At 62.2% G+C, this 25,255-nt stretch carries 25 protein-coding genes and 2 pseudogenes; 14 read left to right on the top strand and 13 right to left on the bottom strand.

Annotated elements, in window-relative coordinates; genetic code table 11:
- Positions 1 to 120: 120 nt before the first annotated feature.
- From ASD52_RS12875 to ASD52_RS12865, 3 genes are all read left to right on the top strand, one after another.
- Positions 121 to 1,023 (top strand): DMT family transporter, encoded by a 903-nt coding sequence (locus tag ASD52_RS12875; RefSeq protein ID WP_025425636.1) that lies wholly within the window; start codon positions 121 to 123, stop codon positions 1,021 to 1,023.
- A 34-nt stretch (positions 1,024 to 1,057) separates the two neighbouring features.
- Positions 1,058 to 1,768: a phenylalanine--tRNA ligase beta subunit-related protein gene (locus tag ASD52_RS12870; protein ID WP_025425635.1), complete on the top strand. Its 711-nt coding sequence runs from the start codon at positions 1,058 to 1,060 to the stop codon at positions 1,766 to 1,768.
- 154 nt (positions 1,769 to 1,922) lie between these two features.
- Positions 1,923 to 2,291, top strand: a complete 369-nt coding sequence (locus ASD52_RS12865; protein ID WP_225906196.1) for a hypothetical protein — start codon at positions 1,923 to 1,925, stop codon at positions 2,289 to 2,291.
- Positions 2,292 to 2,352: 61 nt separating this feature from the next.
- On the opposite strand, the gene ASD52_RS12860 is transcribed toward ASD52_RS12865, so the two are convergent.
- On the bottom strand, positions 2,353 to 3,936 hold the full coding sequence (locus ASD52_RS12860) for a peptide chain release factor 3 (protein WP_025425633.1): 1,584 nt from the start codon (positions 3,934 to 3,936) through the stop codon (positions 2,353 to 2,355).
- A 90-nt stretch (positions 3,937 to 4,026) separates the two neighbouring features.
- Here ASD52_RS12860 and dut point away from each other — a divergent pair, with 90 nt between their 5' ends.
- Complete coding sequence (gene dut, locus ASD52_RS12855) at positions 4,027 to 4,500, top strand: dUTP diphosphatase (RefSeq protein ID WP_025425632.1); 474 nt, start codon at positions 4,027 to 4,029, stop codon at positions 4,498 to 4,500.
- 64 nt (positions 4,501 to 4,564) lie between these two features.
- Here dut and ASD52_RS12850 read toward each other — a convergent pair whose 3' ends face one another.
- Positions 4,565 to 5,002, bottom strand: a complete 438-nt coding sequence (locus tag ASD52_RS12850; protein ID WP_025425631.1) for an Lrp/AsnC family transcriptional regulator — start codon at positions 5,000 to 5,002, stop codon at positions 4,565 to 4,567.
- A 133-nt stretch (positions 5,003 to 5,135) separates the two neighbouring features.
- On the opposite strand from ASD52_RS12850, the gene ASD52_RS12845 reads away from it, so the two are divergent.
- Positions 5,136 to 6,050, top strand: a complete 915-nt coding sequence (locus tag ASD52_RS12845) for a DMT family transporter (RefSeq protein ID WP_025425630.1) — start codon at positions 5,136 to 5,138, stop codon at positions 6,048 to 6,050.
- Positions 6,047 to 6,352 (top strand): NIPSNAP family protein, encoded by a 306-nt coding sequence (locus tag ASD52_RS12840; RefSeq protein ID WP_025425629.1) that lies wholly within the window; start codon positions 6,047 to 6,049, stop codon positions 6,350 to 6,352. The genes ASD52_RS12845 and ASD52_RS12840 overlap by 4 nt, the downstream gene beginning before the upstream one ends.
- Before the next feature lie 282 nt (positions 6,353 to 6,634).
- Here ASD52_RS12840 and ASD52_RS12835 read toward each other — a convergent pair whose 3' ends face one another.
- Entirely contained in the window at positions 6,635 to 7,267 is a 633-nt protein-coding gene (locus ASD52_RS12835) for a LysE family translocator (RefSeq protein WP_057224623.1), read from the bottom strand.
- Between the two features lie 174 nt (positions 7,268 to 7,441).
- On the opposite strand from ASD52_RS12835, the gene ASD52_RS12830 reads away from it, so the two are divergent.
- Complete coding sequence (locus ASD52_RS12830; protein WP_057204309.1) at positions 7,442 to 8,059, top strand: LysE family translocator; 618 nt, start codon at positions 7,442 to 7,444, stop codon at positions 8,057 to 8,059.
- A 137-nt stretch (positions 8,060 to 8,196) separates the two neighbouring features.
- Positions 8,197 to 9,165 carry a cysteine synthase A gene (gene cysK / locus ASD52_RS12825; RefSeq protein WP_025425626.1) on the top strand — a complete coding sequence of 323 codons (969 nt, stop codon included), beginning with the start codon at positions 8,197 to 8,199 and terminating at the stop codon, positions 9,163 to 9,165.
- A gap of 467 nt (positions 9,166 to 9,632) precedes the next feature.
- On the opposite strand, the gene ASD52_RS12820 is transcribed toward cysK, so the two are convergent.
- Both ASD52_RS12820 and ASD52_RS12815 read right to left on the bottom strand, forming a co-directional pair.
- Positions 9,633 to 10,124 (bottom strand): SRPBCC domain-containing protein, encoded by a 492-nt coding sequence (locus ASD52_RS12820; protein WP_025425625.1) that lies wholly within the window; start codon positions 10,122 to 10,124, stop codon positions 9,633 to 9,635.
- Positions 10,125 to 10,475: 351 nt separating this feature from the next.
- Positions 10,476 to 12,007, bottom strand: a pseudogene (locus ASD52_RS12815) (YifB family Mg chelatase-like AAA ATPase).
- Between the two features lie 331 nt (positions 12,008 to 12,338).
- Between ASD52_RS12815 and ASD52_RS12810 the strand changes: the two are divergent.
- A complete protein-coding gene (locus ASD52_RS12810) occupies positions 12,339 to 13,103 on the top strand; it encodes a TylF/MycF family methyltransferase (protein WP_225906194.1) in 765 nt (254 codons plus the stop codon).
- A gap of 62 nt (positions 13,104 to 13,165) precedes the next feature.
- On the top strand, positions 13,166 to 13,540 hold the full coding sequence (locus tag ASD52_RS12805) for a hypothetical protein (RefSeq protein ID WP_025425623.1): 375 nt from the start codon (positions 13,166 to 13,168) through the stop codon (positions 13,538 to 13,540).
- A 215-nt stretch (positions 13,541 to 13,755) separates the two neighbouring features.
- Here ASD52_RS12805 and gshB read toward each other — a convergent pair whose 3' ends face one another.
- The 8 genes and pseudogenes from gshB to rsmI form a co-directional block, all read right to left on the bottom strand.
- Positions 13,756 to 14,703: a glutathione synthase gene (gshB, locus tag ASD52_RS12800; RefSeq protein WP_057204313.1), complete on the bottom strand. Its 948-nt coding sequence runs from the start codon at positions 14,701 to 14,703 to the stop codon at positions 13,756 to 13,758.
- Positions 14,704 to 14,912: 209 nt separating this feature from the next.
- A complete protein-coding gene (locus ASD52_RS12795; RefSeq protein WP_025425621.1) occupies positions 14,913 to 15,905 on the bottom strand; it encodes an endonuclease in 993 nt (330 codons plus the stop codon).
- Positions 15,902 to 17,017 (bottom strand): sn-glycerol-3-phosphate import ATP-binding protein UgpC, encoded by a 1,116-nt coding sequence (locus tag ASD52_RS12790; protein ID WP_025425620.1) that lies wholly within the window; start codon positions 17,015 to 17,017, stop codon positions 15,902 to 15,904. The genes ASD52_RS12795 and ASD52_RS12790 overlap by 4 nt, the downstream gene beginning before the upstream one ends.
- 64 nt (positions 17,018 to 17,081) lie before the next feature.
- Positions 17,082 to 17,924: a sn-glycerol-3-phosphate ABC transporter permease UgpE gene (gene ugpE, locus ASD52_RS12785; RefSeq protein WP_025425619.1), complete on the bottom strand. Its 843-nt coding sequence runs from the start codon at positions 17,922 to 17,924 to the stop codon at positions 17,082 to 17,084.
- A gap of 10 nt (positions 17,925 to 17,934) precedes the next feature.
- Positions 17,935 to 18,930: an ABC transporter permease subunit gene (locus ASD52_RS12780; RefSeq protein WP_025425618.1), complete on the bottom strand. Its 996-nt coding sequence runs from the start codon at positions 18,928 to 18,930 to the stop codon at positions 17,935 to 17,937.
- 5 nt (positions 18,931 to 18,935) lie between these two features.
- Positions 18,936 to 20,234: an extracellular solute-binding protein gene (locus ASD52_RS12775; protein ID WP_025425617.1), complete on the bottom strand. Its 1,299-nt coding sequence runs from the start codon at positions 20,232 to 20,234 to the stop codon at positions 18,936 to 18,938.
- A 160-nt stretch (positions 20,235 to 20,394) separates the two neighbouring features.
- A pseudogene (locus ASD52_RS12770) lies at positions 20,395 to 20,739 on the bottom strand (YraN family protein); the annotation flags it as partial.
- Positions 20,740 to 20,751: 12 nt separating this feature from the next.
- Positions 20,752 to 21,681 (bottom strand): 16S rRNA (cytidine(1402)-2'-O)-methyltransferase, encoded by a 930-nt coding sequence (gene rsmI, locus ASD52_RS12765; RefSeq protein ID WP_025425615.1) that lies wholly within the window; start codon positions 21,679 to 21,681, stop codon positions 20,752 to 20,754.
- 255 nt (positions 21,682 to 21,936) lie between these two features.
- Here rsmI and dnaN point away from each other — a divergent pair, with 255 nt between their 5' ends.
- The 4 genes from dnaN to pyrF all read left to right on the top strand — a co-directional run bounded on the left by dnaN (position 21,937) and on the right by pyrF (position 25,190).
- Positions 21,937 to 23,055, top strand: coding sequence for a DNA polymerase III subunit beta (dnaN, locus tag ASD52_RS12760; protein ID WP_057204315.1), 1,119 nt, complete (start codon positions 21,937 to 21,939; stop codon positions 23,053 to 23,055).
- Positions 23,056 to 23,277: 222 nt separating this feature from the next.
- Positions 23,278 to 23,880 (top strand): phospholipid N-methyltransferase PmtA, encoded by a 603-nt coding sequence (gene pmtA / locus ASD52_RS12755; protein WP_025425613.1) that lies wholly within the window; start codon positions 23,278 to 23,280, stop codon positions 23,878 to 23,880.
- Between the two features lie 12 nt (positions 23,881 to 23,892).
- A complete protein-coding gene (locus ASD52_RS12750; protein WP_025425612.1) occupies positions 23,893 to 24,489 on the top strand; it encodes a histidine phosphatase family protein in 597 nt (198 codons plus the stop codon).
- Positions 24,486 to 25,190 carry an orotidine-5'-phosphate decarboxylase gene (pyrF, locus tag ASD52_RS12745; protein ID WP_025425611.1) on the top strand — a complete coding sequence of 235 codons (705 nt, stop codon included), beginning with the start codon at positions 24,486 to 24,488 and terminating at the stop codon, positions 25,188 to 25,190. Before ASD52_RS12750 ends, pyrF begins: the two co-directional genes overlap by 4 nt.
- Positions 25,191 to 25,255 lie beyond the last annotated feature (65 nt).

The raw sequence follows: 25,255 nt of genomic DNA, 5'->3' as shown, positions 1-25,255 counted from the left end.
GGATGTCGTCAATGCAGAATCGCTACACAGTTTTGCTCGCCACGCCTTAACGCCTGCAATTCCGTTCAAGACCGAAAGATCCGGATGAGGTTTTCTGCGCGCCAACGCAGGAGTGGCCGCATGACGGAAAAAATTCAGGGATACCTCTACCTCTCGCTGGCGATGATCACGGTCGGCAGCACGGTGATTGCCAGCAAGCTGATCGCTTCCGGCTTACCGCCGTTTAGCGCCACCGCCTTGCGCTTCGCGGTCGCCTTTCCGCTGTTCTTCACCTTGGTGCGACTGACCGGCACGCCTTGGCCAAGGTTGGAGCGGCGCGAGTGGCTGATCCTGCTCTTGCAGGCCGGAGCCGGCAGCGTCGGCTACACGACACTTCTGATTGCCGGGTTGCGCTACAGTTCGGCGACGGATGCCGGCGTCGTTATCGGCACTCTACCGGTCGTCTCTGCCGGAATCGCCATCCTGCTGCTCGGCGAACGGCCCAGCCGCTCGACCCTTGTCGCGATCGGGCTGGCGGCAGCGGGCGTTCTGACCATCGTGCTTCGGCCCGACGATGGTGCACACCATTCGCCGCTCGGCATCACTCTCGTCTTCGGCGCGGTGATCTGCGAAGGGCTGTTCATCCTGATCAACAAACGCATCCGAACGCCGATCGCACCTCTCGCCTTGTCCACCATCATGGCCGGCATGGGCGTTGCCGTCGCCATCGTGCCCGCTCTGTTCGAAGCGCCGTCGCAGCAAGGGGTCACGATGCAGTCGCTGGCAGCCGTGCTTTATTATGCCCTGGTCCCGACCGTTGCCGGCTTCATCCTCTGGTACGCAGGATCCGCCAGGGTGAGCGGAACGGAAGCCTCGGTTTTCACCGCTCTTGCACCCGTCTCCGCCGTGCTGCTGGCCTTCGTCATTCTCGGCGAACCCGTCAGCATCAACCAGCTCGCCGGCATCGGCTGCGTGCTTGTCGCCGTCCTCAGTCTTGCCATGCCGCATTTCCGGCCCAAGACTGCCGGCCAAACGCAGAGCTGACGCCGTCATCATCTCTTCCACTTCGAGGCATCCCATGCATTTCCAGCATTCAGACAGCATCTGGCGTGATTTTCCCGAGCTTGCAGCCGGCGCGCTCCACGTCGAGGGCATTCGCAGCGACGTTTCGGTCGCCGATGCCGTCGAGCGGTTTCAGGCGATCGCCAGGGACGTTCTTGCAACGCGCGCCGAAGGCGAACTTGCGGAAATTCAGGCGTGGCGCCGCACCTTCGCCAGGATGGGACTGAAGCCGACGCAGTATCGCTGCGCGTCCGAAGCCTTGCTGCGCCGGTTCAGGAAGGAGGGCGACCTGCCGTCGATCCATCCGTTGATCGACCTGTGCAACGCCGTGTCGCTGGCCTTTGCCATGCCCATCGCCGTCTTCGACGTTTCCCGCATCTCCGGCAATCTCGAGGTTACCCGCGCGGGCGGAGACGAGGTCTATGCAACCTTCTCCGGTGAAACGGAACACCCTGAACCTGATGAAGTGATCTTTCGCGATGCGGAGGGACGCGCCCATGCGCGCCGATGGACCAACCGGCAAAGCGGCTATTCGGCGATCCACCCGCAGACCACGTCGGCCCTCATCGTCGCGGAGGCGCTGCATGAAACCGCAGCGGCTGACGTGGCCGAACTCGTTGCCGCATTGGAGGAAGCCATCGCCGCCGCCTGGCATGTCCGCCCGACCTCTATGCTGCTCAGCCGAGCGGCGCCGCGGTTTGCCTTTGCCACACATGAGAGTCTTTGACGCAAGGCCACCGGTCATACTATCGCAGCCTCCCGGCAGCCTGCAGCGCCCCACGTCAAAAGGGGCGCGATGCTGCCGTTCTTTAAATTTGCCGCAAAGTTCCGCCTTTAACTCGACCCCGATTTAAGGATCATGCGGCGAGCAAGAGGCGATGATGACTGAAGGTACGCGATCAAAACTCGGTCTGGCGCGGCGAATGCTGTTCGATAATGGCGGGCTCGAAGAGATTTTTCGCCATGTGCGCAACCTGGTGATGGCGACCTTGGTGATCGCCGCCGGCATGCATGCGATCGAGAATGGCCGCAGCCTGGAGATCAAGGGCCTGCCCAACATCGCCGTGGCGGGCTACATCGTCTCCGTCATCGGCACAGTCCTGTTTCTGCTCAACCTGGCGGATGGTCTGCACAGGCTGTCGAAGGTGCGCCGGCACCTGGCGCTGCAGATCCTGCTTTTGGCGATCTACGTCTTCATAACCCTCAGGGTGACGCAGCTGGTGCTGGCGCTGCGCATGTCGGCCTTCTGATCGGCCGATGGTCAGCCGGCGAACGCCGCCGGCTGACAGTGTCATCGTTCACGCCGCCTTCTCACGCCGCTTTGGCGACGTGATATTCCTTGATCGCGACCATCTTGATCGCGGGATAACGTTCAGCCTCATAGCGCAGCGAGAAGCTGTCCTGCGCCAGGAACACCGGGTCGCCGTCGAGGTCGCGGGCGATATCGCCGCGACGGGCAGTGACGAACTTGTCGAGGTCACCAGGCTGATCGGCCGAAATCCAGCGGCAGACAGAGAAGCGCGACATTTCGAAGGAGACAGGCAGGCCGTATTCGGCCTGCAGGCGCTCCTTCAGAACGTCGAGCTGCAGCGCGCCGACGACGCCGACGATCGCCGGTGAGCCGTCTTCCGGCGAGAACAGCTGCACGACGCCCTCCTCCGCCATCTGCTGCAGGGCTTCCTTCAGCTTCTTGGCCTTCATCGCATCCTCAAGTCGCACGCGGCGCAGGATTTCCGGCGAGAAGTTCGGCACGCCCTGGAAAACGAGATGTTCGCCTTCCGTGAGCGTGTCGCCGATGCGCAGGGTTCCGTGGTTCGGAATGCCGACGACATCGCCCGCATAGGCCGTGTCGGCCAGCTGGCGCTGTGAAGCGAAGAAGAACTGCGGGGCGCTCAGACCCAGCTGCTTGCCGGTGCGCGACAGCCGCGCCTTCATGCCGCGCTCCAGCTTGCCGGAGCAGACGCGCGCAAAGGCGATGCGGTCGCGGTGGTTCGGGTCCATGTTCGCCTGAATCTTGAAGACAAAGGCGGTCATCTTGTCGTCGGTCGCATGCACCGTGCGCGTGTCGGCAACCTGGTCGCGCGGCGGCGGGGCGATCTCGCCAAGCGCGTTGATCAGGTCGCGCACACCGTAGTTGCGGAGCGCCGAGCCGAAGAAGACCGGCGTCAGGTGACCTTCAAGGAAGGCTTTCTTGTCGAACGGCTTGCAGGCCTCGATCGCCAGCGACGTCTCTTCGATGAAAGCATCGCGCTCGTTTTCCGGCAGGCGGTGAGCCACCATCTCAGGACCGTTGACCCTGGTCAGCACTTCCTGCGTATCGGCACCGCGCACGGTGTTGTCGGCAAGGTGATAGGAGCCGCAGAAGGTCTTGGAGCGACCGATCGGCCAGGTCACCGGCGCACAATCGAGCGCCAGCTTTTCTTCGACTTCATCGAGGATCTCGAAGGGGTCACGGCTCTCGCGGTCCATCTTGTTGACGAAGGTGATGATCGGGATGTCGCGCATGCGGCAGACTTCGAACAGCTTCAGCGTCCGCGGCTCGATACCCTTTGCCGCGTCGATGACCATGATCGCCGCATCGACCGCCGTCAGCGTGCGGTAGGTGTCGTCGGCGAAGTCTTCGTGACCGGGGGTGTCGAGAATGTTGAAGACATTGCCGCCATATTCGAAGGTCATCACCGAGGTGACGACCGAGATGCCGCGCTCGCGCTCGATCTTCATCCAGTCCGAACGGGTCTGGATGCGATCCTTCTTGGCCTTGACCTCGCCGGCGAGTTGGATGGCGCCGCCGAACAGCAGCAGCTTTTCGGTGAGTGTGGTTTTACCCGCGTCCGGGTGGGCGATGATCGCAAATGTGCGGCGGCGGGAGACCGCCTCGGCGAGACTTTCGGCCATGTCGTAGATTCCTGTGAGTTGCGGCGTCTTTACAGGCTCAGCCCTCATTATGCAATTGACCGGCGCAGTGAGCGCCCGGCTTATGAAACGATGACCATGCACACGCCCCAGACAAAACCCGCCTTGACCTTCATCCGCCTGCCGCATGCCGAGGCGTTGGACCTGCCGGCCTATGAGACCGAGGGTGCTGCCGGCATGGACCTGCGCGCCGCAGTGGCAGTCGGSGAGCCGATGACGCTTGCGCCAGGAAAGCGGGCGCTGGTGCCGACCGGCTTCATCTTCGAGATCCCGGCCGGCTATGAGGCGCAGATCCGTCCGCGCTCGGGCCTTGCCTTCAAGCACGGCATCACCTGCCTCAACACTCCGGGCACGATCGACAGCGATTATCGCGGCGAGGTGAAGGTTCTGCTGGTCAACCTCGGCGACGAGGACTTCGTCATCGAACGCGGCATGCGCATTGCGCAGATGGTGATCGCGCCAGTGACACAGGTGAGCGTTCGGGAAGCCGACAGCGCCAGCGACACGGCACGCGGTGCCGGTGGCTTCGGCTCCACGGGCGTCTAGACCATTTCCAGGAAAAGTGCGAAGCGGTTTTCCGTCCGGAATTGCGTGATCTCGAAACGTTGGATCAGATAAGCGGCGGCAAGCGCCGCTTGACCGGTGTCGACTTGACGATCGACGTATTGGTCTGCGCCTTCTCGGCGATGCGATCGAGCAGCGTGTCCAGTTCCCCCATATCGCGCACGAACAGCTTGGCGATGAAGCAATCGTCGCCGGTGACCTTGTCGCATTCGACGATCTGCGGCGTCTCCTGGATCAATTTCTCGACGATATGCAGCATGCCCGGCATCGGCCGCACGCGGATGATCGCCTGCAGCGGATAACCAAGCTTCACCGGATTGAGGGCGATGGTGAAGCCGTCGAGGACGCCGCGTTCCTCCAGTTTGCGCAAACGTTCGGCGGCACTTGGCGAGGACAGACCCACCTCCTGCGCCAGCTCCTTCAGCGACACGCGCGCATTCGCCGCCAGGATACCCAGAATGCGGCGATCGAGTTCATCGAGCATGGGCAACCTCATAAGCCAAAAGATCGAAACCATCTTAGATGATGAGGTATAATAGCAGAAACACCTGCGATCCTCCATATAAACCTGCGCTCTGGCCGATTAATCTTGGAGCCTCAACCGAGGAGTGATCGCCATGGGCGCAGACATTAAAAGAGGCAGTGCGGAGATGACGGCGGCCATGCTGATATCGGGCACGATCGGCTGGTTCGTGCTGATGTCGGGCCAGCCGGTGACGAGCGTCGTCTTCTGGCGCTGCGTATTCGGCGCGGTGACGCTGGTGGCGATCGCGGCCATGCTCGGCCTGCTCGACCGGCGCCATTTCACCCGGCGGACGGTGCTCCTGTCGATTGCCGGCGGCATCGCCATCGTCGTCAACTGGCTCTTGCTGTTTGCGGCCTATTCGCATGCCTCGATCTCGATCGCGACGATGGTCTACAACACCCAGCCGTTCATGCTTTTGGGGCTCGGAGCCTTGTTCCTCGGCGAAAAGATCACCGCGACCAAGGTGTTCTGGCTTTCGATCTCCTTTGCCGGCATGCTGGCGATCATTTCAGCCAAGCCCGGCGGCGGCTTTGCGCCGGAGGATTACCTGATCGGCATCGCGCTTGCGATCGGTGCCGCCTTCTTCTACGCGATCGCGGCCCTGTTGACGAAGTTGCTCAAGGGAACGCCTCCGCATCTGATCGCGTTGATCCAGGTGGTCACCGGCACGCTGATGCTGGCGCCGATGGCGCTTGCCGCCCCGGCACCTTCCGGCGCCGAACAGTGGTCGATCCTGATTGCCGTCGGCGTCATCCATACCGGCATCATGTATGTGCTGCTTTACGGCGCGATCCAGCGGCTGCCGACGCACATGACCGGGGCGCTATCCTTCATCTACCCGATCGCTGCCATCGTCGTCGATCGGCTGGCTTTCGGCCATGCGCTGCAGCCGATCCAGATCTTCGGTTCGATCGCCATCCTGGTCGCCGCAGCCGGCATGAATCTCGGCTGGAAACTTCGCCTGCCCTCGCCTATCAAGCGGAGACGCGAAGGGAGAACCGCATGATCACCTGCTATCTGAAATACGTTATCGACCCTTACAAGCTGGCCGAGTTCGAGCACTACGCCAAGCTCTGGATACCGCTCGTCAACCGGCTCGGCGGCACCCATCACGGCTATTTCATGCCGCACGAGGGCGCAAACAACATCGCACTGGCGCTCTTCACCTTCCCGAGCCTGGCCGAATATGAAGTCTATCGCGGGAAAATGGCCAAGGACCCGGAATGCCTGGAGGCTTTCGCCTTCGGCGAAAAGACGCGCTGCATCGTCAGCTACGAGCGCAGCTTCATGCGGCCGGTGTTCGAATAGGAAAGACCACGCCGCGTGTCGCCGTAGAGCGGCGCGCGGCAGCGAATTGCCTGAAGCCCGATAGAGGCCGCTTATCTGAAACGCGTCGCGATCTCTACAGCGCCGCGCGTCCTATTAGACGCGCAAAGGTCGCTGTAGCACTTTGAATGGCTGCATGTTTTTATCGCTAAATCGAATAGGATTTAACGAAACATGCAGTAGGATTCGCTGACTGCGCTTTAAGCTTTGGTTTTTGCGCATGTCGTGATCGCAAAGCCGCTGCCCACTTTTGCGCGACATGTGTCAACGGCGCGCTTCGGCGGCCATGCTGAGGGCAAAGCCGAACAGTGCCGTGCCCATCGCCCAGCGCTGCACGACCATGAACAGGGGACGCCCGGCCAGGAAGGCGGCGATAGAACTTGCCGCCAGCGCAATCATCGCGTTGACCGAGACACTGGTGGCGATCTGGATCGAGCCGAAGATCATCGACTGCGCCAGCACATTGCCCGCCTCCGGGCGGATGAACTGCGGCAGGAGCGAGAGATAGAGCACGGCCACCTTCGGGTTGAGCAGGCTCGTCAGGAAGCCCATCAGGAACAGCTTGCGCGGACCGTCCTTCGGCAGGTTCTTGATCTGGAACGGCGAGCGCCCGCCGGGCCTGACCGCCTGCCAGGCGAGATAGACGAGATATCCGGCACCGGCGAGCCGCAGGACATCATAGGCGAAAGGCACGGCCAAGAGCAGCGCGGTGATGCCGAGCGCCGCCGAGACCATATAGACGACGAAACCGAGCGCGACGCCGCCAAGCGAGATCAGGCCGGCCGCCGGCCCCTGGCTGATCGAGCGGGAGATCAGGTAGATCATGTTCGGCCCGGGTGTCAGCACCATGCCGAGAGCAATGAGGCCAAAGCCGATGATGTTTTGGATCTCGGGCATAACGCGCGCCTTTATTGAGTATTTCCCAAAGCTCTACGCATCTCCAAAAACCGGGCAACGCCAGACTTGTCACCCGATCAATTTTGTCGCGAAATTGCCGCTCGCCCGCCGATCCCGATTTCCATTTTCGACGCTCTTTGGTAAAAGCGGCGTCGCCACCCGGGAGGAACGATCATGACGCTTGCAGCCCTGCTTGCCTATAGCGGCGCTCTCTTCATCGCAGCCATCATTCCCGGCCCCGGCGTGACGGCGCTCGTTGCGCGAGCGCTCGGCTCCGGCTTTCGCGAGACCTTCTTCATGGGGCTCGGCCTGATCCTCGGCGACATGGTTTACCTGACCGCCGTGGTGCTCGGTCTGGCGCTGATCGCCCAGACCTTCACGACCGCTTTCCTGATCGTCAAGTTCGCCGGCGTGCTCTACCTCGGCTACATCGCATGGAAGCTTTGGACCGCCGGCCTGTTGCCGCAGGACATCAAGGCGAAGACATCCGCAAGCGTGTCGATGTCGTTCCTTTCGGGCCTATTCGTCACGCTCGGCAACCCGAAGACAATGCTGTTTTATGTGGCGCTGGTGCCGACGCTGATCGACATTGCGGTGATCGGGCCGCGCGAATACGGGCTGCTTTTGATCGCGACGTTCCTCGTGCTGCTGACCGTGCTTCTGCCCTATATCCTGCTTGCCGCACGGGCGCGCACGCTGCTCAAACAGCCCAAGGCATTGCTGGCGCTGAACCGCGTTGCCGCTGGCGTGCTGGCAGGCACCGCCGCCTATATCGCTACCCGCGCCGCCTGAAAAAACATTCCCCGGACTGGGCTTCCGCCGGTGGTTTTTCCTCCGGCTGATCGTCGCGTCGCGGTTACCGTTCTGGAATAGAACGGGCATGGCCCCTATTGTCACAACCAAATCGTCACACCCAAGGGAGAAACTTAATGTCTGACACGCGCAAGCCCGGCCGCGGCCGCGTCTACTCCTCGATCACGGAAACGATCGGCGACACTCCCATCGTGCGGCTCGACAAGCTTGCCAAGGAAAAGGGCGTGAAGGCCAACCTACTCGCCAAGCTCGAATTCTTCAACCCGATCGCTTCGGTCAAGGACCGCATCGGCGTTGCCATGATCGAGAGCCTGGAAGCGCAGGGCAAGATCGTTCCCGGCCGCACGACACTGGTCGAGCCGACCTCGGGCAACACCGGCATTGCGCTCGCCTTCGTCGCCGCCGCCAAGGGCTACAAGCTGATCCTCACCATGCCGGAAACCATGTCGGTCGAGCGCCGCAAGATGCTGGCGCTGTTCGGCGCCGAGCTGGTACTGACCGAGGGCGCCAAGGGCATGAAGGGCGCGATCGCCAAGGCGCAGGAGCTGGTCGAGACCTTGCCGTATGCCATCATCCCGCAGCAGTTCGAAAACCCGGCCAACCCGGAAATCCACCGCAAGACGACGGCCGAGGAGATCTGGAACGACACCGACGGCAGCGTCGACATCCTCGTCTCGGGCATCGGCACCGGCGGCACAATCACTGGCGCCGGCCAAGTGTTGAAGGCACGCAAGCCGTCGATCAAGGTGATCGCCGTCGAGCCAGAGGAATCGCCCGTGCTTTCGGGCGGAAACCCTGGCCCACACAAGATCCAGGGCATCGGCGCCGGCTTCGCGCCCGCGATCCTCGACACCAGCGTCTATGACGAAGTCGTCACCGTCAACAGCGGCGAAGCCGTCGAGATCGCCCGGCTCGTTGCCCGGCTCGAAGGCGTGCCGGTCGGCATCTCCTCGGGTGCGGCCCTCACCGCCGCCATCGAGATCGGCCAGCGCCCGGAAAACGCCGGCAAGAACATCGTCGTCATCATCCCATCCTTTGCCGAGCGGTACCTTTCGACGGTTCTGTTCGAAGGCCTGGGCGCGTAAGCCGATCATTGCAAAGTGCAAACGAAAGGGCGCTTCGGGCGCCCTTTTTTGTTGCCCACTGCTGGACTGCGGGCGTCACCGCCGGCCCCGCGTGCGCCAAACCGGACCTTCAAACCACGTCGCTGGCCTGAAACACCGGCATCCGTTCTCTTCATTGAGAATGTTCCGGTTTAAACGGAGGCGCAAAAGCGCTCTATCTTCTTGTTTTTACGAATTCTGACGAGATTCCGCTTCGTACTTTTTCTCGAAGCGCTCGAAAGCGCTTCACGATCTCCAGGATTCGCTTGCTGCCCTTTCAGCTCTTGTTTTTTGCGCATGTCGTGATCGCGAACCCGCTGAACACTTTGCGCGACATGCTTTTCGCGCCGCGATCTTTCAGATTCGCTTTCTGCGCTTTAAGCTCTTGTTTTTGCGCATGTCGTTATCGCAAAACCGCTGCACACTTTTGCGCGACATGCTTTAGGAAGCTATGCTCTGGGGTTTCGCTCGGTGAAACCAGCAAGATTGGCAAGCGTCGATGAAAGACCCGCCTCGTGATCCTCCCGCGATATGCCTTCAGGAACATTCGCGCAGGTTACACGCACCCGGGTGCCACCGGATATCGTCTCCGGTGCCCAGGTGATCGTCATGATCCCGGCAAATGCCGGATCTTCGGATTCGAACTCCACCTGCTGCACGACGCGTTCATTCGGGCGCAACTCGACGAAGCGCCCCTCGACAATATCGGTCTCATCCGACGTCTTGCCGCGATTGCCATGTTCGGATTTATCGTAGACGAGCGCCATGCGATAGCGACCGCCCTCTTTCGCCTCAAATGCATGGACATGGCCCGTCATCCCCTCCGGGGGCAGCCATCGCGTCACGGCTTTCGGATCAAGCAGTGCCAGATAAACCACCTGCGCGGACGCCACGATCACACGTTCGGCGCTATCCGTTCGTCTGAGCGAACCGTTCGTCATGACAAACCTCCCAAATTGAGCAGTGCGGCAAGTATCCGGTGCCGTCATCAAGATAGGGCACTCGACCGTTTCCGCCTATTGCCGACGGCAAGCGCGGAAGAAGCGTTGCAATGACCACTCGAGAGAACCTGCAACGAAGGACGACCATCGCCGCAGAGCGCCGCGACTCCGCCAGTCAGACATGGCGCCCAGTGGACGCGGCAAGGCTCCAAACTTGCCCCGTTAGTTTCCAACTTGGGTCGATGCGCATGTCAGGAATTGTGCGGCAGCATACAAAAGCAAAGTCGCCGACTTCCGAAACCGCAATTGCAGGTAACGCGGACGGCGACTGCCCGACGCCGTCAACGACCGTCAGGCGGCCGCTTGCAGACGCTCGCCGGCGATGCGGTAGGAGATCGCTTCGGCCAAGTGCAGCCGGCCGACGGTCGCGCTGCCATCGAGATCTGCGAGCGTACGCGCCACCTTCAGGACGCGGTGGTAGCCGCGCGCTGAGAACTTCAGTTTTTCGGCAGCGTCGCGCAGCAACTGCAGGCCGGCTGCATCCGGTTCGGCAATGCGTTCGATCATCGCCGTCGAGCAGCGGGCGTTGCTGGATGGCTCGCGACTGCCGAGCGCGGCGAAGCGATCGATCTGCAATTGCCGGGCGCGGGCGACACGTCTTGCCACAGCAGCACTGGCCTCTGCCGCCATCGGCCGGATCAGGTCTGCGGCGCTGACAGCCGGTACGTCGATGCGCAGATCGATCCGGTCCATCAGCGGGCCGGAGATGCGCGCCTGGTAATCGCTCATGCAGCGCGGGCCACGGGCGCAGGTGCGGCCGGGTTCACCCGCCATGCCGCACCGGCACGGGTTCATCGCTGCCACCAGTTGGATCGCGGCGGGATAGGTGACGCGATGGTTGGCACGGGCAATGATGCATTCCGCCGTTTCCAGCGGCTGACGCAGGGCATCAAGCACCTGCGGGGGGAACTCGGGAAACTCGTCAAGGAACAGAACGCCGTTGTGGGCGAGCGATGCCTCGCCTGGTTTCGCTCGCAAGCCGCCACCGATCATCGCCGCCATGGTGGCGGAATGGTGCGGCGTGCGGAACGGCCGCCGGTCGGACAGCTTGCCGCCCGGCAACTGGCCGGCGATCGAGTGGATCATCGAGACTTCGAGAAGCTCGGCAGGCGTCAAGGGCGGCAGGATCGACGGCAAACGCGAGGCCAGCATCGATTTGCCCGAGCCCGGCGGTCCAACCATCAGCAGATTGTGGTTGCCGGCGGCGGCGACTTCGAGCGCCCGCTTGGCGCTCTCCTGTCCCTTGATATCGGCAAGATCAGGCAGATCGGTAGCGCCGGCGCGAATGGCAGGCTCCGGCCGGGAGAGCACCTGCGTGCCCCTGAAATGATTGGCGATGGCGATCAGGCTGCGGGGTGCAAGAATATCGATCTCGGCGCCGGCCCAGGCGGCCTCCGGACCGCTTTCGGCCGGACAGATCAGCCCCTTGCCGAGCGCATTGGCGCCAATTGCGGCCGGCAGCGCGCCGGCGACGGCCGCGACCGTACCGTCGAGATTGAGCTCGCCGATCACCACATAGCCATTCAGCGCGTCGCCGGGGATCGCACCGAGCGCGGCCATCAGCCCTAGCGCGATCGCGAGATCAAAGTGGCTGCCTTCCTTGGGCAGATCCGCGGGCGCGAGATTGACGGTGACTTTCTTGGCTGGCAGCGCTAGACCAGACGCATGAAGGGCTGCCTGCACCCGCTCGCGGCTTTCGGCCACGGCCTTGTCGGGCAGGCAACGATCTGCATGCCGACCCGCCCGGGTGCAACCATCACCTGAACGTCGACCGGCACACCTTCTATACCCTGGAATGCAACCGTACTGACCCGCGCAACCATGACCGCCTCTTCGACCAGGGCGGCCCGCCATGCCGCCGCAACCCCGGTGGTTGCAGCGATAAATCTTGCACGGAAAACACACAAAAACAAGAACAATAACAGAACATCACGCCTTGCGTCGCGCAGATGCTTGAGCAGCACATCGCTCGACCGTCCCACCGTCACCAGACGTGCTGAAACCCAGAGATCGCCCGCCGGCCATCGGCGCGCGTTCGCAATCGGTCTCGAAACGTATCAACCGCTTGCGCTCAACTTGGATCCAAGCGGCCACAGGCGGATTGCCGATGCCATTCGAACGCCTACTTAGTCCTCATGTTTCCAGAGGGGATTGATGATGGTTGGCATCCGCGAACTGAAAAAGCGCACTCGATACTTTCTACATGGAGACAAAACGCTGCCTGGGTATGCCGCTGACGGCCTCAGGACGACGAACAAGAACACGTCGTTCATGGACGAGCCGCAGTTTGCAGCAGCATGGACCATTGCCGAGGAAGGCAACCGGGAGGCCTGGCGGAAGCGCGGCCGCGTTCCCGATGTTCGCTGGCGCGCGCACACGTGCTGTTGGGCGGCATCGCGGGCGCTTCGCCTGGAAGGCGACTTTGTGGAATTCGGCGTGAACGCCGGTCTTCTGTCAATGACGGTGTGCCGGTATCTCGGTTTCGAAGCGCTCGATCGCAAATTCTGGCTGTTCGACACGTTCGGCGGCATCCCGCACGGGCACATGACCGACGTGGAACGCCGCCTGACAACGCAGCGAAACACCGGCATCTACGAGGACGTTTTTGAGGTCGCGAAGCGCAACTTTGCACCTTTCCCCAATGCACATCTCATTCGCGGCGTGCTGCCCGATACCCTCGAAGGCGTTCCGCTCGGAAACATTGCCTATCTTTCGATCGACCTGAACGTCGCGCAATACGAGAAGGAATGCATCGAACGAGTGTGGGACAATCTCGTACTGGGGGCAACAATCGTTCTCGATGACTATGCGTTCCGCGGCAGCGAGGAACAAAACGCGATGTGGAACGACTTTGCGAGGAAAAACGGTCAGGCGATTTTGACGCTGCCGACCGGCCAGGGAGTGATTGTCGTCCAGTGAACCGTTTTGCTCCCGTTCATGATTCCGTCGGTAAAATGCTCGGGCAGTCAAAGGAGAGCCCTATGATCAGGATGATCAAAACATGTGCGATAGCCACCATCGCGTGCACCTTCGTAGTAGGAGCGGCAGCTTCCCAGGATCTGGATATTTATATCGACGGCGGTGGCCCGCGCTACCGTGATCAGCCACGCTACTATGACGAGCCCCGGTACTATGACGAAGACGACGGCTGGGGCGAGCAGCAATATCGCCGCCGACCGCCGGAAGCCTATCAGTGCACACCGCGCCAGGCGCTTAACAAAGCCCAAAGGTATCTTCGCAATCCACGCGTCGGCCGGACGTCGCAGGAGATTATTGAAATTCGCGGAATCGGCAGCCGTGGCGAACGCAATCGCATCATCTTCGGTACGCGACGCGGGTGCCCGCGCATAGGCTGACAAAGCAACCAATCACGGTCCAGGGAGCACTCGCTCGGCTGGCCTTTTTGGAACGGTATTGCTGGGAGCCTGTTCCCATAGAGCGTCTGCAACAGCTCGGTGATGGACGCCAGCCAATCAGCACCACGATCGGGATCGGCCAGAGCGCGTCTGCGCGCTGGTAGCATCTCGTGGCTACAGCGCGCGCCTGTCGTCTAACACGTGCGCCGCCTGCGCTAGGCGCGCTTGCGCTCGATCGCGTCCCAAAGCAGGCTGGCGACGTCGGCGCCGCCGAACTTCTTGACTTCGCGGATGCCGGTCGGCGACGTCACGTTGATTTCGGTCATGTAGTCGCCGATGACGTCGATACCGACGAAGAGGAAGCCGCGCTCCTTCAGCGCCGGTGCGATGCGGGCGCAGATTTCCTTCTCGCGCGCCGTCAGTTCGGTCGGCTCGGGCCGGCCACCGGCGTGCATGTTGGAGCGGGCGTCGTGCTCGGCAGGCACGCGGTTGATGGCGCCGACCGGCTCGCCGTCGACGAGCAGGATGCGCTTGTCGCCCTTGCGCACCGCCGGCAAATACTCCTGCGCGATGAAGGGCTCGCGGAACATCTGGCCGAACATTTCAAGCAGCGACGACATGTTGCGATCGTCGCGCGCGGAATGAAACACACCAGCGCCGCCATTGCCGTAGAGCGGCTTCAGGATGATGTCGCCCATTTCCTCGCGGAATCGCGCGATCTCGGCGGCATCGCGGGTAATCAGCGTCTTCGGCATCAGATCAGCGAATTCGGTGACGAAGATCTTTTCCGGCGAGTTGCGCACCCAGGCCGGGTCGTTGACGACAAGCGTCCTCGGATGCAGGCGCTCGAGCAGATGCGTCGAGGTGATGTAGGCCATGTCGAAGGGCGGATCCTGGCGCAACAGGATCACGTCCATGGTCGAAAGATCAAGCCGTTCCGGCTCGCCGAGCGTGAAGTGGTCGCCCTTGACGTCGCGCAACGTCATCTGCTGCGCAGTGGCGAAAACCTTGCCGTCACGCAGCGACAGCTTCTCCGGGGTGTAGTGGAAGAGCCGGTAGCCGCGGGCCTGTGCCTCAAGGCACATCGCGAAGGTGGAATCACCTGCGATGTTGATGCCCGACACATGGTCCATCTGGACCCCGACATTGACGATTTTCGCCATCTTCCTATCCCCGTTAGATCGCGATGACCTTGGAGCGGTCCAATCCAAGGTCATAAACGTGATCGATATTAATACGTTAGAGCGAGATGCGGGCGGAGAACCGAGCAAACGTTTCCTCATCCCGCTCTAGAAATGCCCGCAACATGTAGAATGCGGACTCGCCTTAGGCAAGGCTCGAGCGCCAAGCATCGAGCGCTTCAGCGGCAAGGCTATTCAAAGCCCTCGATGACGCAGGTGATGAGATCATGATCCGAAAGCGGACGGCCGTCCGCGTCGAGCGAAGGAATGATCCCGCTTTCGCCGATCTTCAAGCCCCGTGACAGAAACCAGTCGAGTTTCATCGCCCGCTCCGGCCAGCGCGTGATCAGGCTGGGGCGGGTCGTCATCAGCTCGATCGGCCCGCCATGGCGGGTGAAGCCGCGCGCAGCGCTCGTGGTGAACAGCCCTTCGGCCTCGAAATCACCGCCAGCGTGGTTGCCGGTGTTGAGGTCGCCGCCGATCAGCACAGGCAAGGCCAGGAAGGCTTCATCGAGCGCCTCGATCAGTTCCTTCACCTGGCGCTCGCGATAGGGCGCCGTGGTGGCGCTTTCGAGATGGGTGGAAACGGCAACGAAGGGCCCGGCTTGCGTCTCGATCACCGCGCCGATGGCAAAGCGTTCGCCGACGCGCGGCTGATCGCCGCCATCCATGAACCACAGCCGTTTGCCCCAGAGGCGGAGCATGAACGGCCGGCCGAGCGGCACCGCAGCCATCAACGCATTGCCGTGAAAACCCTTTTCGTTGAAGTCGTCCTTGCAGAATTCCAGTTCAGTATCGGAACCGAGGCCGAGCTCGATGAACTCGACGCCGTAGGCATATTGCATCTGGAGCGTGGCTGCGACCTCCGCGGTCGGGTGGCGCTGGCCGGTGCGGGCCATGCCGTTGTCCATTTCCGAGAGCAGCACGACCGGCGCGTCGGTTGCCGCCAGATGCGCGGCACTTTCCGGCGCAAACAGGCAGCGCTCCAGGTTCCAGGCGGCGATGGTAAACGGAAAGGCAAGCGGCTCGCCCGACGACGGCGCGCCGCCGATCTCGATGCTGTTCATCTCGGGAAGTGCTGCCATCACGGCATCATGGGCTGCGATCGAACGTTCAATCGCCGTGAAACCGGCGCGGGTTTCCTGCGAGGGCACGGTGAGGCTGATGACAGTCTTTTCGATCACAATGCCGGCTCCAGGCTGACGGGACGAGCGCTTTCGGCAGTATTGGCGAAAGACGTTCCGCGCTCCAGTCGCTTGCCGTTCTCGGGCGAGAAGAAATGCAGGCGGCCCGTTGCAATCGTGACAGCAAGATCGCCGGACAAGGGAATTTCGGGAGAAAGCGCCACGGTCAGCGCCTGATCCTCGATGGTGCCGTGGACGAGGCGTTGCGCGCCGAGTTCCTCGACATAGTCGACCTGAAACAGCATCGCATCCTCGCCGACGGCGGCAAGCCGCAGGTCCTCGGCGCGCAGGCCGACGGTGACCGGCCCTTCGACCGGCGCACTGTCGCCAAGCTCGATCCTGTAGGTGCCGACAGAAAGGCGCGAGCCTTCGATGCGGCCCTTGATCAGGTTCATGGCGGGCGAGCCGATGAAGCTCGCGACGAAGGTCGAGGCCGGGCGATGGTAGACATCGAGCGGGCGGCCGATCTGCTCGATCCGGCCACCGTTGAACACCACAAGCCGATCGGCCAGCGTCATCGCCTCGAGCTGGTCGTGCGTGACATAAAGCGATGTGGTGCCGAGGCGCTTCTGCAGCCGCTTGATCTCGCCACGCATGGAAACGCGCAGCTTGGCGTCGAGGTTGGACAACGGCTCGTCGAAAAGGAAGGCTGCCGGCTTGCGCACGATGGCGCGGCCCATGGCCACACGCTGACGCTGGCCACCGGAAAGCGCACGCGGCTTGCGGTCGAGATAGGGCTCGATCTCCAGCATGCGCGCGGCTTCCGCTACACGGGCGTCGATCTCGGCTTTCGGCGTCTTGCGGTTCTTCAGACCGTAGGCGAGGTTCTGGTAGACCGTCATATGCGGATAGAGCGCATAGTTCTGGAAAACCATGGCGATGTCGCGCTCAGCCGGATCGACCTCGTTGATGACGCGTGGGCCAATCTTGACCGTGCCTTTCGAGATGCCTTCAAGGCCTGCGACCATGCGCAGAAGCGTGGACTTGCCGCAGCCGGACGGGCCGACAAGCACGATGAACTCGCCGTCCTCGATATCGATCGAGACGGACTTTACCGCCTCGACGTTGCCGGTATAGATCTTCGAGACCTCGGCGATGGTGATGGCCGCCATGGCTGCCTCCGTTGGTAAATTGCGGTTTGAGGAAGCGGCGAAGACGGCTTCGCCTCTCCTTTGTCTACTTGTCGCTTTCCGTCAGGCCCTTGATGAACCAGCGCTGGAAGATCACCACGATCAGGACCGGCGGCAGCATGGCAAGGATCGCCAGAGCAAAGGCCTCGTTGTAATCGGGGATGTTCGAGCCGACCCAGACGAGCAGGATCTGCTTGATGCCGCGCACCAGCGTGAAGAAACCTTCGTCCGTGGTCATCAATGTCGGCCAGAGATACTGGTTCCAACCATAGACGAACATGATGATGAAGATCGCCGCCATCATGGTGCGCGACAGCGGCACCAGCACGTCGATGAAGAACTTGAACGGGCCGGCGCCATCGATGCGCGCTGCCTCGAGCAATTCGTCCGGCACCGACTTGAAGAACTGACGGAAATAGAAGGTACCCGTCGCCGACGCGAGCAGCGGCACGATCAGGCCGGTATAGGTGTTGGTCAGCTTCAGCGTGTTCATCACCTCGTAGGAGGGAAGAATGCGCACTTCGAGCGGCAGGAGCAGCGTCGTGAAGATGATCCAGAAGAAGAAGGTCGCGAGCCGGAAGCGGAAATAGACGATCGCATAGGCGGCCAGCATCGACAAGACGATCTTGCCGAGCGCGAAGCCGAGGCCGAGGATCATCGAGTTCATCATCATGTTGAGGCCGGTGATCTTGCCGGTGAAGCCGCCCTTGCGGGTGAGCACCGTCTCGTAGGTCTCGACGAAATGGCCGCCCCAGCTGAGGCTGAGGCCGTTGCGGTGGATATCCGCCGCCTCGTGCGTCGACGTCATGAAGGCGACCACGACCGGTGCCACCATGATGAAGACGCCGGTGAGGAGGATGACGTGGTCGAAAAACTTGGTGCGATACATCGGCCCCGCCTCAATTGTAGTGCACGCGCCGCTCGATGAAGCGGAACTGGAAGATGGTGAGCACGAAGACGATGAGCATCAGGATGACCGACTGCGCCGAGGAGCCGCCAAGGTCGTTGCCGCGGAAACCGTCCATGTAGACCTTGTAGACAAGGGTGATCGGATTGTTCGCCGCCTTGTCTTTCACCATGACGTCGATGACGCCGAAGGTGTCGAACAGTGCGTAGGTGACATTGATGATCAGAAGGAAGAAGGCGGTCGGCGCGAGCAGCGGCAGGATCACGGTCCAGAAGCGGCGGAAGCCCGAGCGGCAATCCATGGCCGCCGCCTCGCGCACCGCGACCGGAATACCCTGCAGGCCGGAGAGGAAAAAGATGAAGTTGTAAGGGATCTGCTTCCAGACCGAGACGACGATCATCGAAAAAGCCGTATCGAAATAGTTGAGACCGACCTTGATATCCCAGCCGAACCAGCGGGCAAGCTCGACGATCGGGCCGATATGCTGGTCGAAGAACATCATGCCGATGAGGCCGGCAACCGGGGGCGCGATCGCATAGACCCAGATGAGCAGCGTCTTGTAGGTGGCGTTGCCGCGGATGACCCCATCCGCCTTGACGGCGAGCAACAGGCCGATCGACAGCGCGAAGAAGGTGACGAGCGTGGTGAAGATCGCCGTGAAGCGCGAGATGCCCAGATATTCGCCCGACTTCAGCACGTCGGTGTAGTTCGCCATGCCGACGAAGGTCGAGCCGAAGCCGAACGGGTCTTCCAGATAAAAGGACGACTGGATCGCCTGGATCGACGGCCAGTAGAAGAACACGAAGATGATCGCCAGCTGCGGCGCGAGAAAGAGGTAGGGCAGGTAAGGCGAGGAGAACTGCACGCGCTTGGCAGTCGCGTCGCCGTCCTTCGGTTTGCCGCCGAACAGCCGGAGGGCGCCGAAGCGACGCCCGTCCGTTCCCGTCCCTCCCCGCGGTGCGGGGAGGCTTTCCGTTCCAGAGGTCATCGAGATCAGCCAGCCGTCTTGGCGAAGCGGGCGAGCAGCTCGTTGCCGTCCTTCTCGATCGTGTCGAAGGCGTCCTTGACCGTGGTTTCACCGGAGAAGATGCGGCCGTATTCGCGTTCCATGATCTCGCGGATCTGCGGGTAGAAGCCGAGGCGGTAGCCCTTCGACCAGTCGCCGGCCGGCAGCATCAGCTGCTTGATGCCGACTTCCGCGACCGGCTTTTCCTTGTAGTAGCCGTCCTTCTGGGCAAGCTCGTAGGCTGCCTTGGTGATGGCCACGTAGCCGGTTGCCTTGTGGTAGAAGTATTGGATTTCAGGCGAGGTCAGGAACTGGAAGAAGTCGGCGACGCACTTATTTTCCTCGTCCGACTTGCCCGACATGGCAAACAGTGCCGCGCCGCCGATGAAGGAGTTAGTGCCGGCACCCTCGATTGCGTTCCAGTAGGGCAGGAACGTCGCCGAGAACGGCATCTGCGCCGTCTTCTGCAGGCCGCCGAACGAACCGGACGAACCGATCCAGAATGCAGCCTTGCCTTCTTCGAAGACCTTCTGGTTGTCGTTCCAGCCGGCGCCGTAAAAGGCGAAGTAACCTTCGTCCTTCCAGGCCTTGAGCTTGTCGAACATCATGACCAGGTTCGGATCGGTGACCTTGAGCTTGGTGTCGGCGACGCTGTCGTAGCCGTTGTTGTTGGTGGCGAACTGGATGTTGTTGCGCGAGAAGAAGTTCTCGGTGAACTGCCAGGTGAGCTGCGACTGGACGAGCGGGATGTAGCCGGCGGCTTTCAGCTTCGGTGCTGCAGCCTCGAACTCCTCCCAGGTCTTCGGTGCTTCGACGCCGGCCTTTTTCAGGGCTTCGTCGTTCACGTACATGATCGGGGCCGACGAGTTGAACGGCATGCCGACGAACTTGCCTTCGCTATCGGCGTAGAAGTAGCGCACGCCGTCGATGAAGGCATTGCGGTCGAAGTTGTGGCCGGCCTTGATGATCAGATCTTCGGCGGGAACGACGGCGCCCTTGGCGTTGATGATGGTCGCTGCACCGGCGTCGAAGACCTGCAGAATGTTCGGCTGTTCGCCAGAGCGGAATGCGGCGATGCCGGAAGCGAGCGCTTCCTCATAGGTGCCCTTCGAAACCGGGGTCAGCGCGCAGGCGCTCTGGGCTTCGTTGAACTTCTGCGAGATCTCGTTGATGACCTCGCCGTTGCGGCCGGCCATGCCGTGCCACCAGGTAATATTGGTTGCGGCTAGCGACGAGGTTGCCGAAAAAGCAAGGGTGAAAGCTGCGAGTGAAATTTTCTTGAACATGACTGGTCCTCTCCACCGAGTTGCGGATGGCAGTGGACTAGTGGCCTTCAATGACAGGCCGGTAACGCTTTTATGTCGGGACGATTACAAATTCGCGAATCTGTTCCAAGACGGGATGCGGGCGGAACACCGCAATCATTTTCCCTCATCCCGCGCCGGTTCAGAACGCATCGGGCAGGTGTCGCGGCCAGCGCCAGGGTGTCACCGTGATGATATCGTAACGGACGGAAAGCCTGGCGAAATCGGGTTGGCGTGCGAGCCAGAGATCGCTGGCCGCGCGAATGCGGTGCTGCGCCGTTCCGGTGACGGCGAAGACCCCGTCGTCGGCCGAGCGCCGGGCCTTGACCTCGACGCAGGCGATGAGATCACCCCGCCGCGCAATGATGTCGATTTCGCCCAGTTTGGTGCGATGACGCATGGCGACGATGCGGTACCCTTTGACGATCAGGCAGAGGGCCGCGCGATACTCGGCGAACCGACCGCGCCTCTGAGCCCCAAGCCTGCGTCGATCGGCCCTTCAGTCGCCATGGCGGCCCTTGAGTTCCAGCAGCCGGTCGTAAAGCTCCTTGCGCGGAAGGCCCGTCTGCTTTGCTGCCTCGGTCGCCGCCTTGCCGGTCGACATATCGGCGATGAGCCGCGTCAACAGCGCATCAACGTCGGCGGCCTCCGGTTCCGGCGGCGCGTCCGGCGGGCCGATCACGAACACGATCTCGCCCTTGACCGCGCCGGCATCGTCGTAAAACGCCTTGAGTTCGCCGAGCGTGCCACGGCGGAATTCCTCGAAGGTCTTGGTCAGTTCGCGGCACACGGCCGCCTTTCTGTTTTCGCCGAGCACGGCGGCGGCAGCCGCCACCGTGGCGGCAATCCGGTGCGGCGATTCGAAGAACATGAGCGTCGACGGCACCGTCGCCAACTCCTGCAGCCGATCGCGCTTGGCCTTGTCCTTGGTCGGCAGGAAACCGGCGAAGAGAAAGGCGTCGTTGGGCAGGCCCGAACCGACAAGGGCGGCAAGCGGGGCTGAGGCGCCTGGGATCGGCACGACGCGATAGCCTGCATCGATCGCCAGCTGCGCCAGGCGATAGCCGGGATCGGAGACAAGCGGCGTGCCGGCATCGGAGACTAGCGCCACCGATCTGCCCTCGCCAAGAGCCGCCAGCAGCCGCGGGCCGACCTCGTCGGCATTATGCTCGTGGTAGGCGTAGGGCCGGTTGACGATGCCGTAACGGTCGAGCAGCACGCGGGTGACGCGGGTGTCCTCGCAGGCGAGCACGTCGGCGCCGGCAAGCGTTTCAAGCGCCCGCAGGGTGATGTCGCCAAGATTGCCGATCGGCGTCGCCACCAGATAGAGCGCGACATCGAGCGGACGCGCGGGAATGCTGGCATTGTGCAGCCGATAGCTGCGCTGCTTCTGCCCATCCGAGGCGTCCGACGTCTTATGTTTTTCCAACTGCAGCTTCCTGATGGCGATGCCGGCTGACCGGTTTTAGTCTTTATGAGTGAGCCGACATGGCAGAGCAAGGGCGCCAAGCGGCCGGCTGGTGCGTCATCTGGGGACAGCGCCAGTCAAACCCCTTGCTTTTCAGGCGCTGTTTCTGCCATTTTGCCGGTCCACATCCTTCCGGTCGGTCGGCCGGGACACTCGCAGTTGACGCTGCGGCGGGAGCCTCGCCCGCCCAGCAACGGTTGAAAGCGGTAGCATCCCATGCGCATTACTCTCGAGCGGTCCAATCTCCTGAAGTCGCTGAACCACGTTCACCGCGTGGTCGAACGGCGAAACACGATCCCGATCCTCTCGAACGTTCTTTTGCGCTCCGACGGCGCGAGCCTCGAGATGAAGGCGACCGACCTCGATCTCGAGATCACCGAGGCGACGCCGGCGCAGGTGGAACAGGCCGGCGCCACCACGGTTCCGGCGCACCTGCTTTATGACATCGTGCGCAAGCTGCCCGATGGCTCGGAAGTGCTGCTGGCGACCAACGCCGAAGGCACAGCGATGACGGTCGCCTCCGGCCGCTCGAAATTCTCACTGCAGTGCCTGCCGCAATCCGATTTCCCCGACCTGACGGCCGGCAGCTTCTCCCACACCTTCCGCCTCAAGGCGACCGACCTGAAGATGCTGATCGACCGGACGCAGTTCGCGATCTCGACCGAGGAGACCCGCTACTATCTCAACGGCATCTTCGTGCACACGGTCGAGAGCAAGGGCGACCTGAAGCTGCGCGCCGTGGCAACCGACGGCCACCGCCTTGCGCGCGCCGACGTCGAAGCGCCGTCCGGCTCCGAGGGCATGCCGGGCATCATCATTCCGCGCAAGACCGTCAGCGAACTGCAGAAGCTACTCGACAACCCCGATATCATCGTGACGCTCGAAGTATCGGACGCCAAAATTCGCCTGACGATCGGCTCGATCGTGATGACCTCAAAGCTGATCGACGGCACCTTCCCGGATTACCAGCGCGTTATACCGGCCAACAACGACAAGGAACTGCGCGTCGATTGCCAGTCCTTCGCCCAGGCCGTCGACCGCGTTTCGACGATTTCCTCCGAACGCGGACGCGCCGTGAAGCTGGCGCTGGCCGACGGCCAGATGACGCTGACGGTCAACAACCCGGATTCGGGCAGCGCGACGGAAGAGCTGCCGGTCGGCTACGAGCACGACCCGCTCGAAATCGGTTTCAATGCAAAATACCTGCTCGACATCACCTCGCAGCTGACGGGAACCGACGCCATCTTCATGCTGGCCGACCCGGGCTCGCCGACGCTGGTGCGCGATCTGGCGGCCGAGGACGCGCTTTACGTGCTGATGCCGATGCGGGTTTAGCCGCCCGTGCCGCGGTGAAAAATTAAGACCCGTCACGCCGCGCGTGGCGGGTTTTTTGTTGGCGCTGATATTCGCGTGCTGTTGATAAGACGACGCTTTCAGGCGTAGACAGACTTGTTTTTGCCGCAGATGGGATCACATTATGTCTGCAATGTCCGTTCCCCGCTCGAATCAGCGGAACCGGACGATCCGTATGAGAGGACGACGGTTTTGAGGGGTTCAATGAATTTGCGCGTGAAGGTGAAGGAACGGCTTGGCCGGAAATTCGACGAGGAGATCCGTTTCTTCAAGGGGTGGATGAGCAATGCGAAGGCGGTCGGGGCAATCCTTCCGACGTCTTCCGTCACCGCCCGCCGCATGGCGAGCGTCATCAATCCCCATTCCGGATTGCCGGTTCTTGAACTCGGCCCCGGAACCGGCGTCATCACCAAGGCGATCCTGGAGCGCGGTCTAGCAGCGGAAGATCTGGTGTCCGTCGAGTACTCCACCGACTTCTACCAGCAGCTCAAGGCAAACTTTGCCGGCGTCAACTTCATCAACGGCGACGCGTTCGATCTCAAGCAGACGCTTGGCGCGATGACGGACCGGACCTTCGACAGCGTCGTGTCTGCCGTGCCGCTGCTCAATTTCCCGATGCATCGTCGCGTCGAGCTGATCGTGGATCTTTTGTCGCGCATCCCGGTCGGCCGTCCCGTCGTGCAGATCTCCTATGGTCCGCTGTCGCCTGTGGTTGCCATGCCCGACCGCTACAGCATCCAGCATCTCGATTTCGTCGTGCGCAACATTCCCCCGGCGCAGCTCTGGGTCTACCGCAAAGCGCACTGACAGGGCACACCATTGTTCGGTCTGTATATCACGCACCCGCAAGTGCAGATCGATCCGGCAGTTCCCGTGCCGAAATGGGGACTGTCGGAGATCGGATATGCGCGAGCGGAAGCGACGGCGCGGCAGCCGTGGGTTCGAACGCTCGGGCGGATCGTTTCGAGCGACGAGACCAAGGCGATCGAGACCGCGAACCTTCTGGCCGGAGCGGCCGGCGTCGCGATCGAGACCGACGACACGATGGGCGAGAACGACCGCTCGGCCACCGGCTTCCTGCCGCCCCCGGAATTCGAGAGGGCGGCGGACTGGTTCTTCGCCAATCCGAACGAAAGCTTCAACGGCTGGGAGCGCGCCGTCGACGCGCAGGCCCGCATCTCGGCTGCCGTCTTTCGTATCCTTGACGAACACGACGCCAAAATCCCGATCGCTTTCGTCGGCCATGGCGGCGTCGGTACCCTCTTGAAGTGCAAGCTGGGCGGCACCGCCATCAGCCGAAGCGCCGACCAGAAGGGCGGCGGCGGCGGCAATCTCTTCGCGTTCCGTCTTGCGGATCGCGCCCTCACATGCGACTGGACCCCGATGGAATTCTGGCAGGGGGTGACCGCGACATGACCGAGACCGCACGCGACCGACTGATCGTCGGCCTGGATCTTCCGACAATCGCAGAGGCTGAAAAGATCGTTACCACGCTTGGTGACGACGTGACCTTCTACAAGATCGGCTACCAACTGGTGTTTGCCGGAGGGCTCGAGTTCGCCCGCGATCTGGCCGCAAGCCGCAAGAAGGTCTTCCTCGACATGAAGCTGCTCGACATCGACAACACGGTGGCCAAGGGCGTCGAGAACATCGTCAAGATGGGCATGTCGATGCTGACGCTGCACGCCTACCCCAAGGCGATGAAGGCGGCGGTCGAGGCAGCCAGGGGATCGGATCTCTGCCTGCTCGGCGTTACCGTGCTCACCTCGATGGACGAGCAGGACGTGATCGATGCGGGCTACGAATACGACCCGCACACGCTGGTGCTGCGCCGGGCCGAACAGGCCCGTGCCGCCGGCATGGGCGGCATCGTCTGCTCGGCCGAGGAATCCTCCGCGGTGCGCAAGATCATCGGCCCCGACATGGCTCTGGTGACCCCAGGCATCCGCCCGGCCGGAGCCGAGAAGGGCGACCAGAAGCGCGTCATGACACCCGCCGACGCGCTGAAGGCCGGATCGAGCCACCTCGTCGTCGCGCGCCCAATCGTCGCAGCCGCAGATCCGCTTGTCGCCGCGCGCGGCATCCTCGACGAGATGAACGGCGCGCTTTCGCGCTGATCGTGACACCCGCGTGCAACAGGTCGGCGATCCCTCTCGTACATCGCCGCCCTCTGCAACCGTTC

Source organism: Ensifer sp. Root142, from assembly GCF_001426785.1.
GTDB classification, from domain to species: Bacteria; Pseudomonadota; Alphaproteobacteria; order Rhizobiales; family Rhizobiaceae; genus Ensifer; species Ensifer canadensis.
This window is presented reverse-complemented; position numbering and strand designations above follow the sequence as displayed.

What these genes read in the sequence shown, in the direction of transcription:
- ASD52_RS12805 (WP_025425623.1), top strand. Translation starts at nt 13,166, where the DNA reads ATGATCAGGATGATCAAAACATGTGCGATAGCCACCATCGCGTGCACC.
- ASD52_RS12835 (WP_057224623.1), bottom strand. Translation starts at nt 7,267, where the DNA reads ATGCCCGAGATCCAAAACATCATCGGCTTTGGCCTCATTGCTCTCGGC.
- ASD52_RS12780 (WP_025425618.1), bottom strand. Translation starts at nt 18,930, where the DNA reads ATGACCTCTGGAACGGAAAGCCTCCCCGCACCGCGGGGAGGGACGGGA.
- ASD52_RS12850 (WP_025425631.1), bottom strand. Translation starts at nt 5,002, where the DNA reads ATGCTCGATGAACTCGATCGCCGCATTCTGGGTATCCTGGCGGCGAAT.
- ASD52_RS12830 (WP_057204309.1), top strand. Translation starts at nt 7,442, where the DNA reads ATGACGCTTGCAGCCCTGCTTGCCTATAGCGGCGCTCTCTTCATCGCA.
- ASD52_RS12865 (WP_225906196.1), top strand. Translation starts at nt 1,923, where the DNA reads ATGACTGAAGGTACGCGATCAAAACTCGGTCTGGCGCGGCGAATGCTG.
- ASD52_RS12870 (WP_025425635.1), top strand. Translation starts at nt 1,058, where the DNA reads ATGCATTTCCAGCATTCAGACAGCATCTGGCGTGATTTTCCCGAGCTT.
- ASD52_RS12845 (WP_025425630.1), top strand. Translation starts at nt 5,136, where the DNA reads ATGGGCGCAGACATTAAAAGAGGCAGTGCGGAGATGACGGCGGCCATG.
- ASD52_RS12840 (WP_025425629.1), top strand. Translation starts at nt 6,047, where the DNA reads ATGATCACCTGCTATCTGAAATACGTTATCGACCCTTACAAGCTGGCC.
- ASD52_RS12860 (WP_025425633.1), bottom strand. Translation starts at nt 3,936, where the DNA reads ATGGCCGAAAGTCTCGCCGAGGCGGTCTCCCGCCGCCGCACATTTGCG.
- dnaN (WP_057204315.1), top strand. Translation starts at nt 21,937, where the DNA reads ATGCGCATTACTCTCGAGCGGTCCAATCTCCTGAAGTCGCTGAACCAC.
- ASD52_RS12775 (WP_025425617.1), bottom strand. Translation starts at nt 20,234, where the DNA reads ATGTTCAAGAAAATTTCACTCGCAGCTTTCACCCTTGCTTTTTCGGCA.
- ASD52_RS12820 (WP_025425625.1), bottom strand. Translation starts at nt 10,124, where the DNA reads ATGACGAACGGTTCGCTCAGACGAACGGATAGCGCCGAACGTGTGATC.
- pyrF (WP_025425611.1), top strand. Translation starts at nt 24,486, where the DNA reads ATGACCGAGACCGCACGCGACCGACTGATCGTCGGCCTGGATCTTCCG.
- pmtA (WP_025425613.1), top strand. Translation starts at nt 23,278, where the DNA reads ATGAATTTGCGCGTGAAGGTGAAGGAACGGCTTGGCCGGAAATTCGAC.
- cysK (WP_025425626.1), top strand. Translation starts at nt 8,197, where the DNA reads ATGTCTGACACGCGCAAGCCCGGCCGCGGCCGCGTCTACTCCTCGATC.
- ASD52_RS12810 (WP_225906194.1), top strand. Translation starts at nt 12,339, where the DNA reads ATGATGGTTGGCATCCGCGAACTGAAAAAGCGCACTCGATACTTTCTA.
- ASD52_RS12790 (WP_025425620.1), bottom strand. Translation starts at nt 17,017, where the DNA reads ATGGCGGCCATCACCATCGCCGAGGTCTCGAAGATCTATACCGGCAAC.
- ASD52_RS12875 (WP_025425636.1), top strand. Translation starts at nt 121, where the DNA reads ATGACGGAAAAAATTCAGGGATACCTCTACCTCTCGCTGGCGATGATC.
- ugpE (WP_025425619.1), bottom strand. Translation starts at nt 17,924, where the DNA reads ATGTATCGCACCAAGTTTTTCGACCACGTCATCCTCCTCACCGGCGTC.
- gshB (WP_057204313.1), bottom strand. Translation starts at nt 14,703, where the DNA reads ATGGCGAAAATCGTCAATGTCGGGGTCCAGATGGACCATGTGTCGGGC.